The 18,221-nt window shown below is 43.6% G+C and carries 12 protein-coding genes; 3 read left to right on the top strand and 9 right to left on the bottom strand.

Going from position 1 to position 18,221, the window contains the following annotated elements; genetic code table 11:
* Positions 1 to 2: 2 nt before the first annotated feature.
* Positions 3 to 983: a zinc-dependent alcohol dehydrogenase family protein gene (locus tag AC3ITD_RS04475; protein ID WP_489364356.1), complete on the bottom strand. Its 981-nt coding sequence runs from the start codon at positions 981 to 983 to the stop codon at positions 3 to 5.
* Between the two features lie 319 nt (positions 984 to 1,302).
* Here AC3ITD_RS04475 and AC3ITD_RS04470 point away from each other — a divergent pair, with 319 nt between their 5' ends.
* Positions 1,303 to 1,581 (top strand): aldo/keto reductase, encoded by a 279-nt coding sequence (locus AC3ITD_RS04470; protein ID WP_489364354.1) that lies wholly within the window; start codon positions 1,303 to 1,305, stop codon positions 1,579 to 1,581.
* A gap of 299 nt (positions 1,582 to 1,880) precedes the next feature.
* Here the strand turns inward: AC3ITD_RS04470 and AC3ITD_RS04465 are convergent, their stop codons facing one another.
* From AC3ITD_RS04465 to AC3ITD_RS04430, 8 genes are all read right to left on the bottom strand, one after another.
* The gene (locus tag AC3ITD_RS04465; protein WP_489364352.1) at positions 1,881 to 2,501 is read right to left on the bottom strand and encodes a Crp/Fnr family transcriptional regulator; all 621 of its coding nucleotides are present in this window, start codon (positions 2,499 to 2,501) and stop codon (positions 1,881 to 1,883) included.
* A gap of 470 nt (positions 2,502 to 2,971) precedes the next feature.
* Positions 2,972 to 3,550 carry a Crp/Fnr family transcriptional regulator gene (locus tag AC3ITD_RS04460; protein ID WP_489364350.1) on the bottom strand — a complete coding sequence of 193 codons (579 nt, stop codon included), beginning with the start codon at positions 3,548 to 3,550 and terminating at the stop codon, positions 2,972 to 2,974.
* A 541-nt stretch (positions 3,551 to 4,091) separates the two neighbouring features.
* Positions 4,092 to 5,462: a 3-keto-disaccharide hydrolase gene (locus AC3ITD_RS04455; protein ID WP_489364348.1), complete on the bottom strand. Its 1,371-nt coding sequence runs from the start codon at positions 5,460 to 5,462 to the stop codon at positions 4,092 to 4,094.
* A 95-nt stretch (positions 5,463 to 5,557) separates the two neighbouring features.
* The gene (locus tag AC3ITD_RS04450) at positions 5,558 to 6,913 is read right to left on the bottom strand and encodes a Gfo/Idh/MocA family protein (RefSeq protein ID WP_489364346.1); all 1,356 of its coding nucleotides are present in this window, start codon (positions 6,911 to 6,913) and stop codon (positions 5,558 to 5,560) included.
* Positions 6,914 to 6,931: 18 nt separating this feature from the next.
* Positions 6,932 to 8,335, bottom strand: a complete 1,404-nt coding sequence (locus AC3ITD_RS04445) for a RagB/SusD family nutrient uptake outer membrane protein (protein WP_489366629.1) — start codon at positions 8,333 to 8,335, stop codon at positions 6,932 to 6,934.
* 277 nt (positions 8,336 to 8,612) lie between these two features.
* A complete protein-coding gene (locus tag AC3ITD_RS04440; RefSeq protein WP_489364344.1) occupies positions 8,613 to 11,672 on the bottom strand; it encodes a SusC/RagA family TonB-linked outer membrane protein in 3,060 nt (1,019 codons plus the stop codon).
* Positions 11,673 to 11,817: 145 nt separating this feature from the next.
* Positions 11,818 to 12,891 carry a cellulase family glycosylhydrolase gene (locus tag AC3ITD_RS04435; RefSeq protein ID WP_489364342.1) on the bottom strand — a complete coding sequence of 358 codons (1,074 nt, stop codon included), beginning with the start codon at positions 12,889 to 12,891 and terminating at the stop codon, positions 11,818 to 11,820.
* A 21-nt stretch (positions 12,892 to 12,912) separates the two neighbouring features.
* Positions 12,913 to 13,932, bottom strand: a complete 1,020-nt coding sequence (locus tag AC3ITD_RS04430; protein ID WP_489364340.1) for a glycoside hydrolase family 43 protein — start codon at positions 13,930 to 13,932, stop codon at positions 12,913 to 12,915.
* 309 nt (positions 13,933 to 14,241) lie between these two features.
* Between AC3ITD_RS04430 and AC3ITD_RS04425 the strand changes: the two genes are divergently transcribed.
* Both AC3ITD_RS04425 and AC3ITD_RS04420 read left to right on the top strand, forming a co-directional pair.
* Entirely contained in the window at positions 14,242 to 17,409 is a 3,168-nt protein-coding gene (locus AC3ITD_RS04425; protein WP_489364338.1) for a ligand-binding sensor domain-containing protein, read from the top strand.
* Positions 17,391 to 18,218, top strand: a complete 828-nt coding sequence (locus tag AC3ITD_RS04420) for a response regulator transcription factor (protein ID WP_489364336.1) — start codon at positions 17,391 to 17,393, stop codon at positions 18,216 to 18,218. The genes AC3ITD_RS04425 and AC3ITD_RS04420 overlap by 19 nt, the downstream gene beginning before the upstream one ends.
* Positions 18,219 to 18,221 lie beyond the last annotated feature (3 nt).

Genomic DNA, 18,221 nt, shown 5'->3' with positions numbered 1-18,221 from the left:
AGTTAATTTGCGCTTTCATCCCCGATCTGAATACCTATCTTGCCATAGAAGTCCTCATCCCCATCTCTGAACTCCAGCAGGCTGTGCGCCCTGCCTATTTCCGAAAGCGGAAAAACTTTGTTCACTACGGGCTTCAGCTTTCCCGATTCCACCAGTTTGGTAATCTCATCAAGCTTGTTCCTGTTCTGTCTGGTAAATACAAAGTGGTAGGTCGCATTTTTACCCCATGCATGGATCAGGTTCTGCGGTTTGTCAATGTCCACCAAGGTAACCACCTGGCCCAGCTGGTTCAAAACCTTTCCGCTGTCGGATAGCGTGGTACCGCCGATGGTATCGATAACAACATCCACTCCCACGTTATCGGTAAGGGCCAGAACCGCATCGATATAATTCTCTTTTTCATAATCAATGGTATAATCTGCACCAAGTTCCTTTAAAAACCGGTGGTGTATCCCCCTGGCAGTAGTATAGACAGTGGCCCCCATGGCCTTGGCGATCTGTATGGTGGGAATTCCAACACCGCCGGCGCCTCCATGTATCAATATCGTCTGGTTGATCTTCAGCTGCGCCCGTGTATAGAGCATTTCCCAGGCCGTACCGCCTGCAAGTGGAAATGTTGCCGCCTCCAGGTGGCTTATGTTTTTAGGTTTGATACCGATGATGGATTCCTTGGCCACATGGTATTCTACATAGCTCCCGGGTCCGTTAAAGATTTCAGGCGTATAATAGACCTCATCACCGACCTTGAAATTTTTGACACCTGCCCCAATCTCCACAACTACACCCGATACATCATGACCGGTGATGACAGGAAGCTGAAGCTCATTTTTATAGTCACCGCGGCGAACCTGAAAATCCAGGGGATTCACAGAGGAGGCCAATACTTTTACCAAGACCTCGCCAACGCCCGGTTGAGGGGTTGGAAGCTCTAGTATTTCAAACTTTTCTACCGAGCCGAACTCGTTTAAAACTGCTGCTTTCATATCTGTTTATAATTTTTATCTTTAATAATCGGGTGGGCTGAATGACTGTTCCACGGAACCCTTCCCTTCTTTGGACGGCATAACAAATATCCTAAACGAACGGCTACAGAAAGTTGACTTTAATCGAAAAAGAAGATAGATATTTATCTATAGCACAGCTATTTTTAGGCCGGTGGCACCAAGGGTTGCCATAGCGTCAAATCAGATGGCAATCAATGGTGCGGGCCCAGGTGAAATGCGTGTAAAATTCTGTACCTATTGCTTTCCGCCATCGAACAGTGGCAGTAGATGATGCAGCTTTAATATTCCACCCTTTAGAGTGCGCAATAGCCATTTAATTGATACATTGAGCGAACTTGCAGCATCGCGAAATGTTACTTCGGCTCAACTTGCACTGGCATGGATACTCAGCCAAGACAACCAGTACGTACCTATTCTGAGTACGGTCAATGCGAACAGACTGCTGGAAAATATTGCAGTTGCAAGCATTCAACTTTCCCCAGGCGAGATCAACGCCCTAAATATCGTAACGCCACAAAAAAACGCGGCGGGACTGTTACCTGGTCAAGAAGCTTATGAAATTCCAGACCTAGGGTAAACTGGAATCATTTTGTAAAGTTTAGAATTTCCATGGGCTTATGCGACATTGGTTGGTATACACCCCGCTAGTTTCTTTACAGGTGTGAGATCGTGTAATTGATCAGCATATAGCTTGTCAGGCAAAAAACTACAGCAAGCAAAATATTGCACGCTGAATCACTATCCATTCCATGGCATTTGGTGGCGGGGCTCTCAAACAGTTGATGGAAGATTTTCCAATATCCCAATCAAACCCGTTAAAAACTTCGGCTTTGCTTGCGGTATTTAGGCCTCATTGATGAAGAGTTTCGTATCAGGTCAGCTGATGATTTGATTACTTTCATGGGGGTTAAATCGTCTTTTACCGGAAGACTTTTTTACCCGGCTGAGCGTTTCCTTTTGTATACCGACAAAGGATGCAATGATATGAGAAGGAAACCGGTTGAAGAGGGATGGATAACGTTCCAGGAAAGCTGAGTACCGCTGCTCAGCAGAGAGGCTGATGTATGCATTTAATCTGAACTGTGTAGAGATTGCGTTTCTTTCTTCCATAGCAAGTAGGGTTAGCGCGAATGCGGGTGATTTTTTCACCAAGTGATCAAAACTGGGATATGTAATTGCAAATAGCTCCGTGTCTTCCCTTGCTTCAATATTGTAATCGGACGTTTTTTTTGAGGCAAAGCTTTCCATATCTCCTATCCACCAATTTTCTATTGCCAGTTTGACGGTATGTTCACTCCCCTTGTCGCAAACGTAATACTGCCTCATAGCACCCAAGGAAATAAAACCAAAATACCGGTTTATTTCGCCAGCTCTCAAAAGAAGTTCACGTTTCTTGAATTTCATGATCTGAAAAGAAGAATTTATCAGCTCTGTTTCCGCTGGCTCGGGCGTGGTTCCTGAATATTCAATGACGTAATTTAAAATGGCATTGTGCATAAGATTATAGGGCTTTTCTGATTATCGGCTAAAACAGTAAGGATTTCGTCCTGAACTTTGAGTACTTATAGAATGGGAAATTCAACCCCCGAAGGTTTTGAAGATCTGGCTTCCGTATACAAATATCAAGTATAATATCGATAAAAAAGCAAGGCTTATGTCGATAAATTATATCGACATTTATCTACAATAATATCGTGATCATTCTATTTGGCGCTTTAGAAAGCATGCATCTGAATGTTAACTGATATGATTTTCCAGTCAGATGTTAGAGCCAATCAGCCTTATATATTAGATAAGCCCCTAAATTATCATAAACCCATTCCGATGAACTTTGATTATCCTTTCCACTGCCAAGGCCAACTTATTCAATACCCGGAAACGTCTGGATGGATTACAAATCTGTGAGGGTGTAAGAACATGTGATTTTGGTTAGAAGTTTGGCACCTGAGAGGAGCCCTTATCAGCATCTACTGCTTTCGCTGTAATTTAACACGGCTTAGCGTGTCTTTGGTTATACCGAGATAAGAGGCAATGATATGCTGGGGAAATCTTGATACCAGTTGAGGGTACCAGGCGAGGAAGCCCGCGTACCGTTTCTCCGCAGTTAAATTGATCAGGGACATGACCCGCTTTTGATTGGCAATATTATTTCTATCATCAAGCTGGCTGATCATCGCTGCGATGGCAGGAATGCTTTTGATTTTGATCGAGTCGGCTCTGGTGATGGTCAGCATTTCAGTATCTTCCCAGGCGTCGATGTGGTACAGGCTTGGCGTCGAATATACAAAACTTTCTCTATCACCCATCCACCAGTCTTCGATGCCTATACCCACAACTTGTTCTACACCCTTTTCATTAACGATGTATTGCCTCATTGCGCCTTTTACAATAAATGCGAATTGTTTGCACTCGTTACCTGCCTGCAAGAAGTATTGCCTTTTCCTTAGTTTTAGCGGAGAAAAGGAACTGAAAATCAATGCCTTCTCAGACTTCGAAAGAGGCTTTGGACTGAACTGTTTTAAGTACTCTAAAAATAACTCGTGCATAATTTCCCTTTTTTTTAAGATCAAAGGTTTTCATTCATTATGGAACCAAAAACTCCAGGAATTCCGGCAACCACCAGACAATGGCAAACAACCGCCCAACATGAAAGGTTAAACTCCGTTGCCCAATTGCAGCCACCAAATTGGCGGAAAATATGCATAAAACGATTGATATTTATCTACTTTTTTAGCCGTCATTTTCCGTCTTGTGCGCTTGAATAACCGTTACAGTCCAACTGACTACTTATCGTCGCAATTCCTGTTTGCCATGGCTAAACTCAAAGACGGTAAAAGGCAATATTGACAGGAAGCATAAACCGAAAAGCGTCAGGTGGTAAAAATAACTGTTTTTAAAAGGCACAAATTTGGTCTGTAACACCGCAAATGCGATCAATCAAACACCCGACAGGCAAAATAAAGTTTAGTTCAATAATTCCTGGTAAATATACTTATCATAAAAAAGCCTGCCGAAAATAACGTTCATTGGCAGGCTTTTCTGTTATCGATTGCTTGTTTTGCGGGTCTGCCTATTCAGTATCGCAGCTTATTTCTTCAGTTCTTTGATCTTGATGCTTCTGAAGCTTACCCGGTTTCCATGGTCTTGCAAAAGAATATGTCCGCTTACTGATTGTCCGAAGTCTTTCCAGTTCCTGTATTTACTCTCAGCAACGAGTGCTTTGAAATTAGCGTCACCGCGAATATATTCCACTGTTTTAATTCCGTTAAGATAATGCTCTACACGGTTATCAGGGTAGACAACAACTCGTCCGGTATTCCATTCACCAATTTTACGGATATTATTGCCGTCTTTTTTTCCTTTTATCAGATCATATAATGAGGAAAGGGTGCGATTCCCGTTTTTACCGAGTTTCGCATCCGGGTGTTTTTCATCGTCCAGCACCTGAAACTCCAGTCCAAGTGCCGAACCTTTGTTTCCTTCGCTCAAGGTGACAAAATATTTTACGCCGCTGTTTGCACCCTCGGTAAGCCTGAAATCAAAAGTGAGATCGAAGGCACTAAACTGCTTTTCTGTGACAATGTCACCTCCGTTTGTACTCTCTCCACCGTCTGAGGGCTGTACGGTAATTGTCCCGTTCCCTACCTGCCATCCCTTTTCCGGGAATGCATTTTTGTAGGCTCCCTTCCACCCCTTAGAACTTTTGCCGTCGAAAAGCAGTTCATAACCATTTTTCTTTTCGTATTCTGATAATGAATTAGGTGCATAATTTACCTGATAGAGCCCATCGGGAAACGCTTGTGGCTTTAAGTTCTCGCTTTGAATAGTGATATTTTTAAAATAAACCCTTTTACCCTCCAGTTCTGACTTGTTTCCGATGCCGTGAATCTGCAGACCGATAAAACCGGCCTGATCAACCGTATCTTTTAAATAGGCTACCGGCTTGCCGTTTAACCAGGTTTTGGTTTCATTTCCAATACACTCTATTCTGTAATGATTAAAAGCTTCCCTTTTAAACAGGGATTTTGCTTCGGGATGCAATGATAAAGGATAAAGCCATAGCCTTCGTGCTTCATCATATATTCCTCCAGACCAGGCACGCTCTGAGGGGTCTATTTCAATTTGGCGGCCATAAACTTTACCTTTTCCCTCATCCCCTTCCGGGTCAATATGACTTCGGGTCTGCACCCCGGAGTTATTGGAAGCCCCTTCCAGTTTTACATCAAACTCGAGGGCAAAATCCCCATATTCTTTATCGGTAACCAAATAAGAATTTGGAGAATCTTTAACGGACGTTCCGATAATCATTCCGTCTTTGGCCACATATTTTGCCTTCCCCACTACTTGCTTCCATCCTTTGAGAGATTTCCCATCAAAAAGCGGGCGTGGCTTTTGTGCAACAGCTGAATAAGAAAATAATGAGCAGCTGATTAAGGTGTATATTTTTAATTTTAACATTTTTTTTTATCGTTTGTTGTTGTCATCTATATCTGGCTAACCAGGAAGCATTTATAATTGGTTTTACCATCCGATCCAGTGAGCAGTCTCTTCGTTTAATATTTAAAAACTTTGCCGTTGGCCATCACCAGCTGTTTCGCCTCATCAAAAGTGGCTTTTGCGCCTGTCCTTACCGCTGCATTTGTCATCATCAGGGCTATTGAATGATAATAACCTGCCTCCACGGGAGCGTTAGGGGTTTTTCGGCTCCTGATGCATTCCATCCAGTTGCGCATGTGTGCGGACGTCAATGGATCGCCTCCCATATTTGCACCGGTTGCTGCTTTAATGGCTGTTTTAGATAGATCAAATTCGGGCAAAAGATTGGCCTTCATCCCCATCGCGCGAGCTTCGTTTTCTTTCAGACCACCTTTGGGAGACACTTTGTTGGTCATTAAATTCAACTCTCCTCCATTCGAATAGTAAACCTCTCCAACATCACCAACACTGTTTTGCATCCGGGAGGTGAAGGTTACCTGAAAGCCATCTGTTGTATCCGGCTGACCATAGTCAAACACAGCTACCATGCTATCCCAGTTTTTTCTTCCATCCTTCCAGGTATAGATACCTCCGTTGGCAACTACGCTACGGGGGTGTTTTAAACCGGTGAACCAGTGTACGGTGTCAATCTGGTGCGACATCCATTGGCCGGGCATCCCTGAAGACAAAGGCCAGAAAAGTCTGTATTCCAGGTATTTTCTTGGGTCCCATTCCTGGAATGGACGGTTCATCAAAAACCGCTTCCAATCGGTGTCCTCCTGTTTGAGTTTAGCCACCAGATCAGGCCGGCGCCACCTGCCCGGCTGGTTCACGTTCCACACCAGATCTACCGCAGTCAGTGGACCAAATTTCCCGTCCTGAATAAATTTCGAGGCATTCACATAATTTTCCCCGCTTCGCCTCTGCGAACCGATCTGTACGATTTTGTTCGTTTCCTTTACTGCTTTCAACGCGGCCTTAGCGTCGTCCATCGTTTCAGCGAAGGGTTTTTCAACATAGGCATCACAGCCGGCTTTCACCGCTTCCACGGTATGCAGTGCGTGTTGAAAATCTGAGGAGCTGATGATCACCGCATCGAGATCTTTCATGGCATAAAGCTCATCATTGTTCCGGCAGCTTTTCACATCGGCACCGGTTTTATTTTTAATATGAGCTACGCCCAGATCCCGGCGATAGCTCCATAAATCGGATAGGCCTACAAGATCAAAGTTTAGTTCTTTGCTATGATTTAAAAAGCAAGGGAAAAGGGTATCCTTGAATCTGTCAGAAAAAGCAACAGCTCCTACCCTTACCCTATCGTTGGCACCAATTATTCGACTGTAACTCTTTGCACTACTGGTCAGGGTACCGGCATAGCCGGCAGCAGCTATTAACGCCGATTGTTTGATAAATTTTCTTCTGGAATTTTCCATTATAAAGTTTTGTTTTGTTTAATAGCCTGGGTTCTGTTCAAGTTTGGCACCATTGTTCCGCTCTATTTCTGAAGCCGGTATCGGCCAGAGGTTGTAGGTTGCCGCAATGTCTGTGTAATAGGGATTGAACCGTTTAACCCTGTCGAAAATAAGCCCGAGGCGCATCAGGGTAATCCTGCGTTTTTCTTCCGAACCAAGTTCTCTCATACGCTCATCCAATATATAATCAATGTTTACGTTTGCCGGAAGCACATTCGAGGCATTCGAACGGCCTCTCACAGCGTTGATATCAGCGGCGGCATTTGAGAGCTGGCTCAGACCCAGATAGGCTTCAGCACGCAGCAGATAGGTTTCGGCCAATCTGAACATATACTGATCAGCATAAGTTGCTCCGGCACTGGCCTTCAACAATAAGGTGGCCTTGTTTTCGAACATTCCATCGGGATGATCTCCAGGTGTGGTTATTTTGGACTGAAAAGCGTAAAAATCCCGTCTTGGAACAGTGATTCCCGCAGGTGGATTAATCGTGGAGATGGTCTGACCGAACCTGGGATGTGCCGGATTGGTCACTTTGAATTCGCGAACAAAATTGAAAGGGGCATTCCTCAGGTCGTTGTTAAAATCACTGGTCCAGACCACATCAGAAAAGTGTTTTGTCGGAATTGCCCATCCGATGCCTCTGCCACCGGTATAATCGCTGACCGGATATAAAAACGGCTGAACGTTACTTCCGGGCAATCTGAAATTGATGAACTGGGGACCGAAAAGACGTTCAAACTGATAGGACCCGCCGACACCTGTCGATACCGTTCCTCCGCCGGGAATATCAGTCTCAAACTGGATCACCCAAAGCCCTTCCTTGTTGATTCCGTTTTTTCTGTTTTGATTGCCCTGCTGGAAAAGATCCCAATAGACATTTTTAGTGGCATCAGATTGTTTAACGCCAAATCTGGTTGTCATTAACGCCACATTGGGATTACTGATGACTGCAGAGGCGGCGTCAACTGAATTTTGGAATTGTCCCAATGCAAGGTATACTTCGGAAAGCAGGTGCTGTGCAGCAAGGTTATTGATCTGCCCATCCTGGACAGCGTTTATCGCCGGAAGGTTTGCTGCAGCAAATTTAAGATCGCTGACCACCTGTTCCAGCACTGCGGTTTTAGATGCCCGGACGAAATCGGTTTTAGGAGACAGTACTTCATTGAGGTTTAACGGAACCCCACCATACAGATAAGCCAGCGTCCGGTAAGCCAGCCCCCGAAAAAATTTCGCTCTGGCTTCCATCAGTGTCTTATCCGCAGCGGGCATGGAAGAATTGGGAATTCTATCGATGATCGTATTTGATTCTGCCACGATTTTATAAAGTGACACCCAGTGACTCAACGGGATTTCATTACTAAGGGGCGAATAGGCAGCGACCATATTGGTGTGTCGGACGGCAGAGGGCTGTCCATCAAAAACCAGATCGGTCCCAAACACATAATCAAAGGGACGTTGTTCCCCGTTAGCAAAAAACTCGGTCCGGACACGGCTGTAAAGGTTGTTAACGGCAGCATCAAAATCTTTTGTATTCACGTAGGCATTTGATGTGCTCAGGAAATCAAGTGGCTCCTCATCCAGAAAGTTCTTTTTGCAGGATGAGCTGACGATACTTATTGCGCACAATATGATAATAACTATCTTTTTCATATTCTTTAAATTAAAATGTAACATTAAGTCCTATAGCGTAACTTCTCAGTACAGGTCTCCCGTTGTTTAAGAGCCCCTGTGTCTGTCCATCAATTACATTCTCCGGATCCCATCCTTCCCAATCGGTCCACGTGGCAAGGTTTCGGCCGCTTACAAAGAGGTTTAGATTCTGGAGATTGAGTTTCTCGATTACTTTTCCGCTAAACTTGTAGGATAGAGAAACATCCTGCAGCCTCACAAAACTCCTGTTCTGATAAAGTGATGGGCTGAGTGTAGCAGAAACGATCGAGCGTGGATATTTTCCATTCGGATTGTCGGGCGACCAGAAATCGATACCACTGAGATAATTCTCGCGGATAGCGTTATCATCCCTGATCCTGCGCGGGGTATTTCCGGCAAGATACGATCGGTCACTTCCCTGGACTGCGTTTAGAAATACGGTGAGGGTAAAGTTTTTATATTGAAAGTTATTCAACAGGCTCATTCTGTAACCGGGATTGCTCGTACCTAAAATAGTCCGGTCACTGGCGTTGATGAGTCCATCACCATTTTGATCCACGATACGATAAGTGCCGGGAGAATACCCGGCAGGAATTTTCTCTCCTATCTGCCATATCCCATTGGTCTGATAATCATAGATCACACCTGTAGACTGACCAATGAAAAGTCCGGATTGCGGAAGGTCATCCTCGACGCCGTCACCGTTGCTGTCGCCCAGAAGCTTTGACACCTTATTTACATTTCGGGCGAAATTAAATGTTGAACTCCATTGAAAATCCTTTCCAACAATATTTTTTGAGCTCAGTGAAAGCTCAATTCCTTTATTCTTTAACTCCCCTACATTTGTCCGGATGTTTGTAAAGCCGGTTGCATTCGGGATATTGACTAAATATAAAAGGTCAGTTGTTTTGGTATCATAATATTCCAGCACTCCCGAAAGCCTGCTTTTCAATAAAGTAAATTCAAGTCCCAGGTTAAGGCCTATTGTTTTTTCCCACCTCAGATCTGGATTGGCCAATGAATTCACCTGTTGTCCGAACTGTGTGGAGCCACCGTCTCCAAATACATAAGCGGCGCTTACCCCCACATTGGCCAGTGAGGAATATCGGGTAGTTTGGTTACCGGCTACGCCATAACCCGCACGAAGCTTTAGGTTATCCACCCAGGAGATTTTAAAAAACGGTTCCCTGGAAATATCCCAGCCCATAGAGACAGAAGGAAATATACCATACTTATTATTCTCCGCAAATCCTGAAAAACCATCTCTGCGCACGGTTCCTGTAAACAGATATTTACTATCAAAATTGTAGTTTACCCGGAACATTTGATAATTCAAGGATTCCCGGTATGCATTTGAAATGGCAAATCTGTTTACCCCCTGTTGCAGGTTATTATAGCCCAGGGTAATTCGTGAAAAACCGTTAGCATAGGCCCTTGTGTAGCTGTTTTCTCTTTCGATAGCCCCATATAGCAGGGTCCCCGTGAAATTATGCTTGCCTATACTTTTCGTGTAGGTCAATAAATTATCAATGGTATAGTCATAGTAGATGGTATTTTCTTTCGAAGCCTCTCCGGTAAGGTTGGCATCATACTGATTGGAGATGTTTTTGAGTTCTACCCGGTAGTTATTACCGTAGTTTATTTTGTAGGTCAGCCCCTTAAGTGGCAACTTTACATCCGCGTAGACATTGGCAAAGAAATAGTTTTTTACATCAAAGTCATCTGCCTGATAACTAAGAAGCGGGTTGGTTACGTTGGTGTTGTAGGGATTGATTTTCAGGTTCCCATTCTGATCATAAGGCAGTATGATCGGCGACATGGAGTTGATCGTTCCAAAGCTGGGCTCCACGCCACTTTCATTTACGAAGCTCCCAAAAGACTGAAGACCGATGGTCAGCCAACTGGTTGCTTTGGTCTCAATATTGGCCCTTATTCCTTTTCTCTTAAACAGATCGTTATTGATAAACCCGGCATTTCTGGTCAGATTTCCAGATAACAGATAGCTGATCTTGTCTGTGCCGCCGGACACACTCAGCTGATTATCGGATACAGAACCCCGGCGGGTCGCTTCATCGAACCAGCTGAAATCATGAGGCAACAGGTTGCCCTGTGCATCTCTCATTGAAGGATCCACCTTACTGGCGAGATCGAAAGCGGGATTAGGTTCGGTGTAGTTCGGTGCGAGAAATGCCTGGTCATAGAACAGATATCTGATGTTGTTTAGATACTCTTCCCTGCCCATTGGTTTTAGATCAACATTAGGGCTCTGTATGGCATATTGGGTGGAAAACGCTATGCGCGTCTTACCATTTGCCCCTTTCCTGCTGGTGATCAGTAACACGCCGTTAGCCGCCTGCGCCCCATATACTGCTGTGGCGCTGGCATCTTTCAAAACATCAATAGAGGCAATATCATCAGGATTGATTGAGGTTAGCGAGCCGTTATATTGGACACCATCCAGGATGATGAGCACGTTTTGATTTCCGCCCAGCGTGTTTTGCCCGCGTATACCAATGCTTGGTGTGGCTCCGGCCCTTGACACCTGTCCAATATTAAGCCCCGGAACGGTACCCTGCAACAGGTTGGCTATGTTAGTGGTTGGGGAATTCCGGAAATCATCTAAATTGGCTCTCACGACAGAGCCGGTCACGTCAGCTTTTTTCTGAGTTCCGTACCCTACCACCACTACTTCTTCCAAATCAGACTGACTGGATGTTAAAGCGATGTTGATAACCTTTTGCTGACCGATCTGTTTTTCCTGTGCATCATATCCAATATAGTTAAACACGAGAACGGATTGTTCATTTGGAACAGTGATTCTATAACGACCATCATTATCCGTTACCGTTACAGTTTCGGTATTTTTAATCTTTATGGTTACTCCGGGGATAGGTGAACTGGTCTTTTGATCCACAACTATCCCGGTTACCACAATTTCGATGCGCCTATCAATCGAAGGGAAAGATGCCGGTAACGCGCTTACACGGCCTAGTAAACAGGTGCTGAGCAAAACAACCAGAGGGATCAAAATGACCCACTTTGACTGTAGAGTGAAAGTACTTGTATTCATAATATTAGGTTTATTATTGGTTAGATATAGTTAAGGCGTTCGTCCTTTGGGCAAGTTCTTTTCCTGAAGAAAAGACCTCGGTTTAAAACTTAATTAAAGCGGCAAAAGCCAGAGCGAGAGGGTTGTTAAGGAAATTGCCGAACCACTATTTGCCATTTAGTTTTTTAATCAGATCGGTTTCATCCTTTCGGTAGGGGGTGCCATTTTGATTGAAGATTTCGTGAAACCACTCCACCGGCTCGCTCCCATCAGAAAGCGGAGTGTCCCAGGCAAATTTGGTATTGGTTTTACCGTCCACAAATCCCCAGTTGATTGCCCCTACCCCTTCCTTTTTTAACAATGGCAGAATATTGGAAAAACGGCTATTGCGTATTCTGGCCATATACTCAGTACAAATGAGCGGTCTGCCACTCGCTTTCAGTAAATCGATCGTTCTCTGATGCCACTCCGGCGCTTCATAATTGTGATAAGTGATGATATCAGAATTTGCCAATTGTATTTCATTGAGTTTCTCAAACCCCCAGCTCCACAAGCCAATGGTTATGGGCTGGCTTGCATTAACGCTACGTGCCCATTCTATGGTTTTGTTAAGTAAAGGAATCGTTGTTTCCAACTTACCCTGGTTTCCCGGTTCATTATAAAGGTCCCACAGTAAGACTCTTTTATCAGTTTTGAAACGGTTCATCACTGCTTTTACATAGATTTCCAGGTCTGGAAAGCTGGCTTCTGTTTTTGAATCAGGATCTCCGGGATCCTGAAGCCACCCCGAGTTGTGTATACCTGTTCTCGGTGCGGGCTGTATTCCGATCTTGGCAGTCTTGTTCCAGCAGTCATCAAAGAAGACAAACATCGGACTGATGTGGTGTTTGTCGGCAATCGCCAAAAATTGATCCATTCGTTTAAGAAACCCTGCCGGATCCTGTTTGTATGCCTTGCTGTAAAGAAAAACCCTTAGGGTGTTGAAGCCAATCCCTTCAGCTAAAGCAAGCTCTTTGTCAATAAGATCCGGGCTGAAAGTGGCCTCTTGCCACATTTCAAGTTGATTGATCGCGTTGGCGGGGATATAATTTGCTCCGGTAAGCCATTTGTGGTTGCTATACCATTCATTTGCTTTCTGAATCGGCCAGACTTGAGAACCAAAAGCTTTTTTTTGTTGTGAAAAGGCACACGTGGTTAGTGAAACCATCAGGAATGCCAGTAATGAAAAATGTTTGAACATGATATAAAAATTGGTTAACAGTTAATTGGAAGGATCTGAAAGGGCTACGCCTGTTTTTACCGGAATACCAAAAATTGGGGTACCATCACTATTCCAGGTAAACCGTTGCGCTCTCGGCGAGCGAAACCCTCCGCATCCCTGACCCGGTTTATCGTTCGCATGATAGAGAATCCAATCTTCTTTCCCGTCCGGGGATTTAAAGAAAGAATTATGGCCTGGCGCATACACACCGTTTGTTTCGGATTTACTGAACAATGATTTTGGATGTTTCAGCCATGATTTTGGATCCAGGAGATTGGAATTAATACTGGTGGACAGCATTCCAAGTGCATATTGATCTGTCCAGCATCCACTGGCAGAGTATATAATAAAAAGCTTGTCATTTTTCACCAAAAACTGGGGACCTTCATTCACATCAACATGAGCTGGGTTGCCGGCAGACTGTAAATCACCGAATTTTTCCCAATCGAAAGTTGGTGTTGAAATTTTCACCCTTTCTGAACTCACAGTCCATGGATTTTCGAGTTTGGCAATAAAAATTTCCTGTTTGCCATTGGTGTCTCCTTCCCAGCCGGACCAGACCATATACAACTGTTCTTTTAGCGAAATCACATCTCCATCAATAGCCCACTTATTTGTTTTATCGGTAATTTGTCCTTTAAAAGCCCACTCTCCTTCGAATGGATCAGAAGAAGCATTCTCCAGCACGAACATCCTATGGTTGGCATTTTTTCCGTCGTCGGCAGCGAAATAGGCATACCATTTCCCTTGCAGGAACATGACCTCAGGTGCCCAGATCTCTTTAGAATAAGGTCCCTTTTCGGGCGCTTTCCAAATGGTCTTGTGGTACGCCTCTTTCAGTCCCTGAAGCGTTTTTGTTTTCCAAAGCTCTATTCTGTTGCCTGTGGTATGGGTGTAGTAATAATACCCATCTTTGTAGTAACTATATGGATCAGCGCCCGAAGGAAGCAACGGATTGGTAAAGGTCTGAGCATAAGAAGTGGTAGAAAACAAAAGAAAAAGGAGTAATAATTCTCTCATAATATTTGGTTAAGTTTTGAGAAGTATACAAATGTCTGGCTGTAATAGAATATTTAGTCTAAACCACCTGTATAACCGTTTTCAAATATGACAGATTTAAAGATTCTACCCAGCACATATCCTTTCAATATTTACCCTTTTTGATTCTTTTTTTTATCAGTGCTATGGCTAAACCTCATGAAACGGCCTTGAGCCAGACCTGAGGCGCTCCCTGTTTATGTTGGCATCCAGACTTTGTATGGCAGATTTGGATTGGTGTTGATTTTGATCAGCTGGAATTGATATATTTGAATAATCACTCTAATCAAATTGAAACGAACGATTTTTTTTCTCTTGTTCAGTTTTGCTGTTGCGTATTGCACAGCGCAGCCATACTACTTCCGCCATTACCAGGTCGAGAATGGCCTGTCCAACAACACTGTTTTTTGCAGCGCACAAGACAAGGACGGATTCATGTGGTTTGGCACAAAGGATGGATTGAACCGCTTCGACGGTTATCAGTTCAAGACCTACCGCCATGATGCGGATCGGCCAGGCAGTTTGGGAAATGACCTGGTATATGCGCTTCACTATGACATCGCTAACCGGTTATGGGTGGGGACTAACCGCGGGATTTATCTTTATATACCCGAAACTGAAAAATTTCTTGTGGTGAAGGGAACGGAAGGACTGCGTATCAATGATATCAAAACAGATCACAACGGAAATCTTTGGTTTATTTCCATCAAACGAACCTATATTTTTGGGATTGCAAGCGCAAAATTAAGTCAATTAAAAAGCGCGAATTTTGATGCTACATCCGTTTCGGTGATGCAAGATGGAAGTGTCTGGATTACCACCATGCAGGGAACTCTTGAACAGTACAATGTATCCTCCGGCCAATTCAGATCCCATTACGTGATGAGCAGGCTGAGACCAACTGAAAACAGTTGGGTAAGCTGTGCGCTTGATATTGGAAGCAATGAGATTCTGATTGGCACTGCTAACCAAGGGATAAAACGTTTCAACAGAAACACCGGATATACCAAAGAGCTGCTTACATTCAATCCGGATAAAACTTCCATTTATGTCCGACAAATGATCCGGGTGTCTGATCAGGAACAGTGGATAGCAACCGAATCGGGCATTTATGTCTGCAGCAAAGATAAAATTACCCGGCTAAAAAAAGACTTTGCAAATCAGTACTCTGTTTCGGATAATGCCATTTATAGTTTATTCAAAGATCAAGAGCGTGGAATTTGGGCAGGCACATATTTTGGGGGTATTAATTACTGTTCGAGCGAGTATTCCATCTTCACAAAATACTTCCCCCAAAAAGGCGTAAATGCTATAAGCGGTAGCGCGGTGAGGGAAATTACAAAGGATAAGCAAGGAAACTTGTGGATCGGGACGGAGGACGCGGGATTAAACCAGCTGGAGATCGCCACCGGCAAGTTCCGGAATTACTTGCCTGACGGCAAATCCGGAAGCTTGTCGTATTCGAATATCCATGGACTTTTGATAGATCAAGGTAAGCTTTGGATAGGCACATTTGAACATGGTCTGGACATCATGGACCTGAAGAGTAAAAAAGTTATCAGGCATTATACCCATGGCAAAGGAAATGGTCTGAAAAACGGCTTTATACTAAGCTTTTGTAAAACAAAAAGTGGCGAAATCTTACTGGCCACCATTGTCGGGCTATATCGGTATGACCGTAAGAAAGACAACTTTTCATTAATAGAGGGCTTACCGTTTATATCTTACACCGTAATCACTCAGGATTCAGAAGGTAAGATTTGGGCAGGAACGTTTAATCACGGAGCAGTTGTATTTGACTTAAAAGAAAAGGGCTATATTCAATACCAGAATTTACAACATCAGCCTTCGAGCATTTCCCATAATACGGTTAACGGCATATTCGAAGACAGTATGAAGCAGATCTGGCTAACTACGGATGGAGGAGGACTCAATCGCTATAAAAAAATCAGCAAAAATTTTGAGCGCATTACAGTCAAAGACGGATTACCCAGTAACTTCCTCTTCAAGATAATTGAGGACGAGGACCAAAAACTGTGGATAACCAGCAGCAGGGGACTGATTCACTTCGATCCGATCAAAAAAAACATGCAGGTTTACTCCAGTTCCAATGGATTGCTGTCGGACCAATTCAATTACAATTCCGGATTCAAGGATGATGATGGACAGATCTACTTTGGCAGCTTAAGGGGAATGATCAGCTTTCATCCTAAAGATTTCAATCGAAAAAGACCAAAACCCTCGCTTAAAATAACAGGCTTTCAAATCAACAATCGGGAAGCGGGGGTGAGTTCCGATTCTGTGCTGAAAAAATCGATCCTTGAGACAGATGAAATTGTACTGAACGATGCGCAATCATCTTTCAGTTTTGATTTTGCGGCCATTAGTTTCCTATCGCCCGAGATGACCCAGTATGCCTATCGGATGAAAGGTATCAGTGAGGATTGGAACCTGCTGAAGACCAATAGAAAGGTTTATTTCACGAAGCTTTCTCCCGGGGAATATAATTTTGAGATTCGCGCACTGATCAATGGAAACTCAGACTGGACGATCGGTAATCCGAAGATCAAAATTATCATTAAACCACCTTACTATAAAAGCAACCTGGCATTCTTCTTATATACCATGACCTTACTGGGGGCTTTTGTCTATACATTTCGTTCCTATCATAAAAGAATAGAAAATCGCAGCCGAGTGAGAATGGAACGTTTCGAGAACAAGAAGGAAAAAGAGATCTACCATGCGAAAATCGAGTTCTTCACCAACATCGCCCATGAGATCAGGACCCCGCTGACGTTGATCAAAGGTCCGATGGGTGATTTGTTAAAGCAGGCCTCCAGTGCCCCACACCTTGAAAAAAAACTCAAAATAATGGAACGAAATACGGACAGACTATTGAAGCTTACCAATCAACTGCTCGATTTTCGCAAAACAGAAGTACATAGCTTCTCTTTGAATTTTGTAAAGGCAGACATCTCTGATTTTTTAAGGGAAGTCTTTATCATCTTTCAGCCCGCCGCTGAATCAAGGAACCTTACCTATGAGCTGGAGCTTCCCAAATATCAGATAGAAGCCTATATCGATACGGAGGCTTTGTACAAGATATTAAGCAACCTGATCGACAATGCAATAAAGTATAGTGAAACGACTATCAGTATCGGTATAAAAATTTCTGATGACGATAAAGCTTTTTTTGAGATTTCTGTTGCCAATGACGGGATTGCTATTCCCTCAGAAATCCATCAAAAAATATTTGAACCTTTTTACCGCGCAACAGAAACTCAGATCAAGCAGGGATCTGGTATCGGTCTTTCGCTATCAAAATCTCTGGCGGAACTCCACGGGGGGCAAATCAGGGTGATCAATAGTGCGGATGGATATAACTTATTTTTACTGGAATTACCTATTCACCAAGCTATTGAATTCAATTTAAAAGGAAAATGGAAAAAACGAATATGACGGAGACAGTTACAAAGAAAACACGGGCCGATAAATTCATTGTCCTGTTAGTAGACGATGAAGAAGATATACTGGAATACGTGAATGATGTACTAAGTGATAGATACCATGTTTTAACGGCCAGAAATGGTACCGAAGCTTTGAATGTTCTCAACAATGAAATTATCCAATTGGTAATCAGTGATGTGATGATGCCTGAAATGGATGGTTTTGAGCTTTGCGAAAAGATTAAGTCCAATCTGGAATTCAGCCACATTCCGGTGATTTTATTGACTGCAAAGACGGGACTTCAGGCGACTATTCAGGGACTTGAAATTGGCGCAGATGCCTATGTAGAAAAACCATTCCATACGGATTTTCTTCAGGTCCAGGTAGCCTCATTACTGAAGAACAGAGATAAAATCAAAGCCTACTTTGCAAGTTCTCCCCTTATACACATTAAAAGCATGGCGCATTCAAAAGGCGACGAACTTTTTCTGGAAAAGCTTCAAAACCTGATTAATGAGCGCCTGGATGATCCAGCTCTTGATGTTGATTATCTGGCTGACCGCATGAATATGAGCAGGCCAACGCTTTATCGTAAGATCAAGTCGATATCGAATTTAAGTGCAAATGAGCTCATCAATATTACCCGGTTAAAAAAAGCAGCTCAATTGTTGAGTGAGGGTATGCTACGGATTTATGAAATCTCCGAAATGGTGGGCTTTAGTTCACACAAGCACTTCGGAAGAACCTTCTCCAAGCAGTTCGGGATGTCACCAAAGGAATATATTCAATCCCTACAGCGCAACGCAGGCGAGCTCCATTAAACC

This window comes from Pedobacter sp. KH_004 (assembly GCF_057840755.1).
The sequence above is the reverse complement of the archived record's forward strand: the minus strand, read 5'-3'. Positions and strand labels throughout refer to the sequence as shown.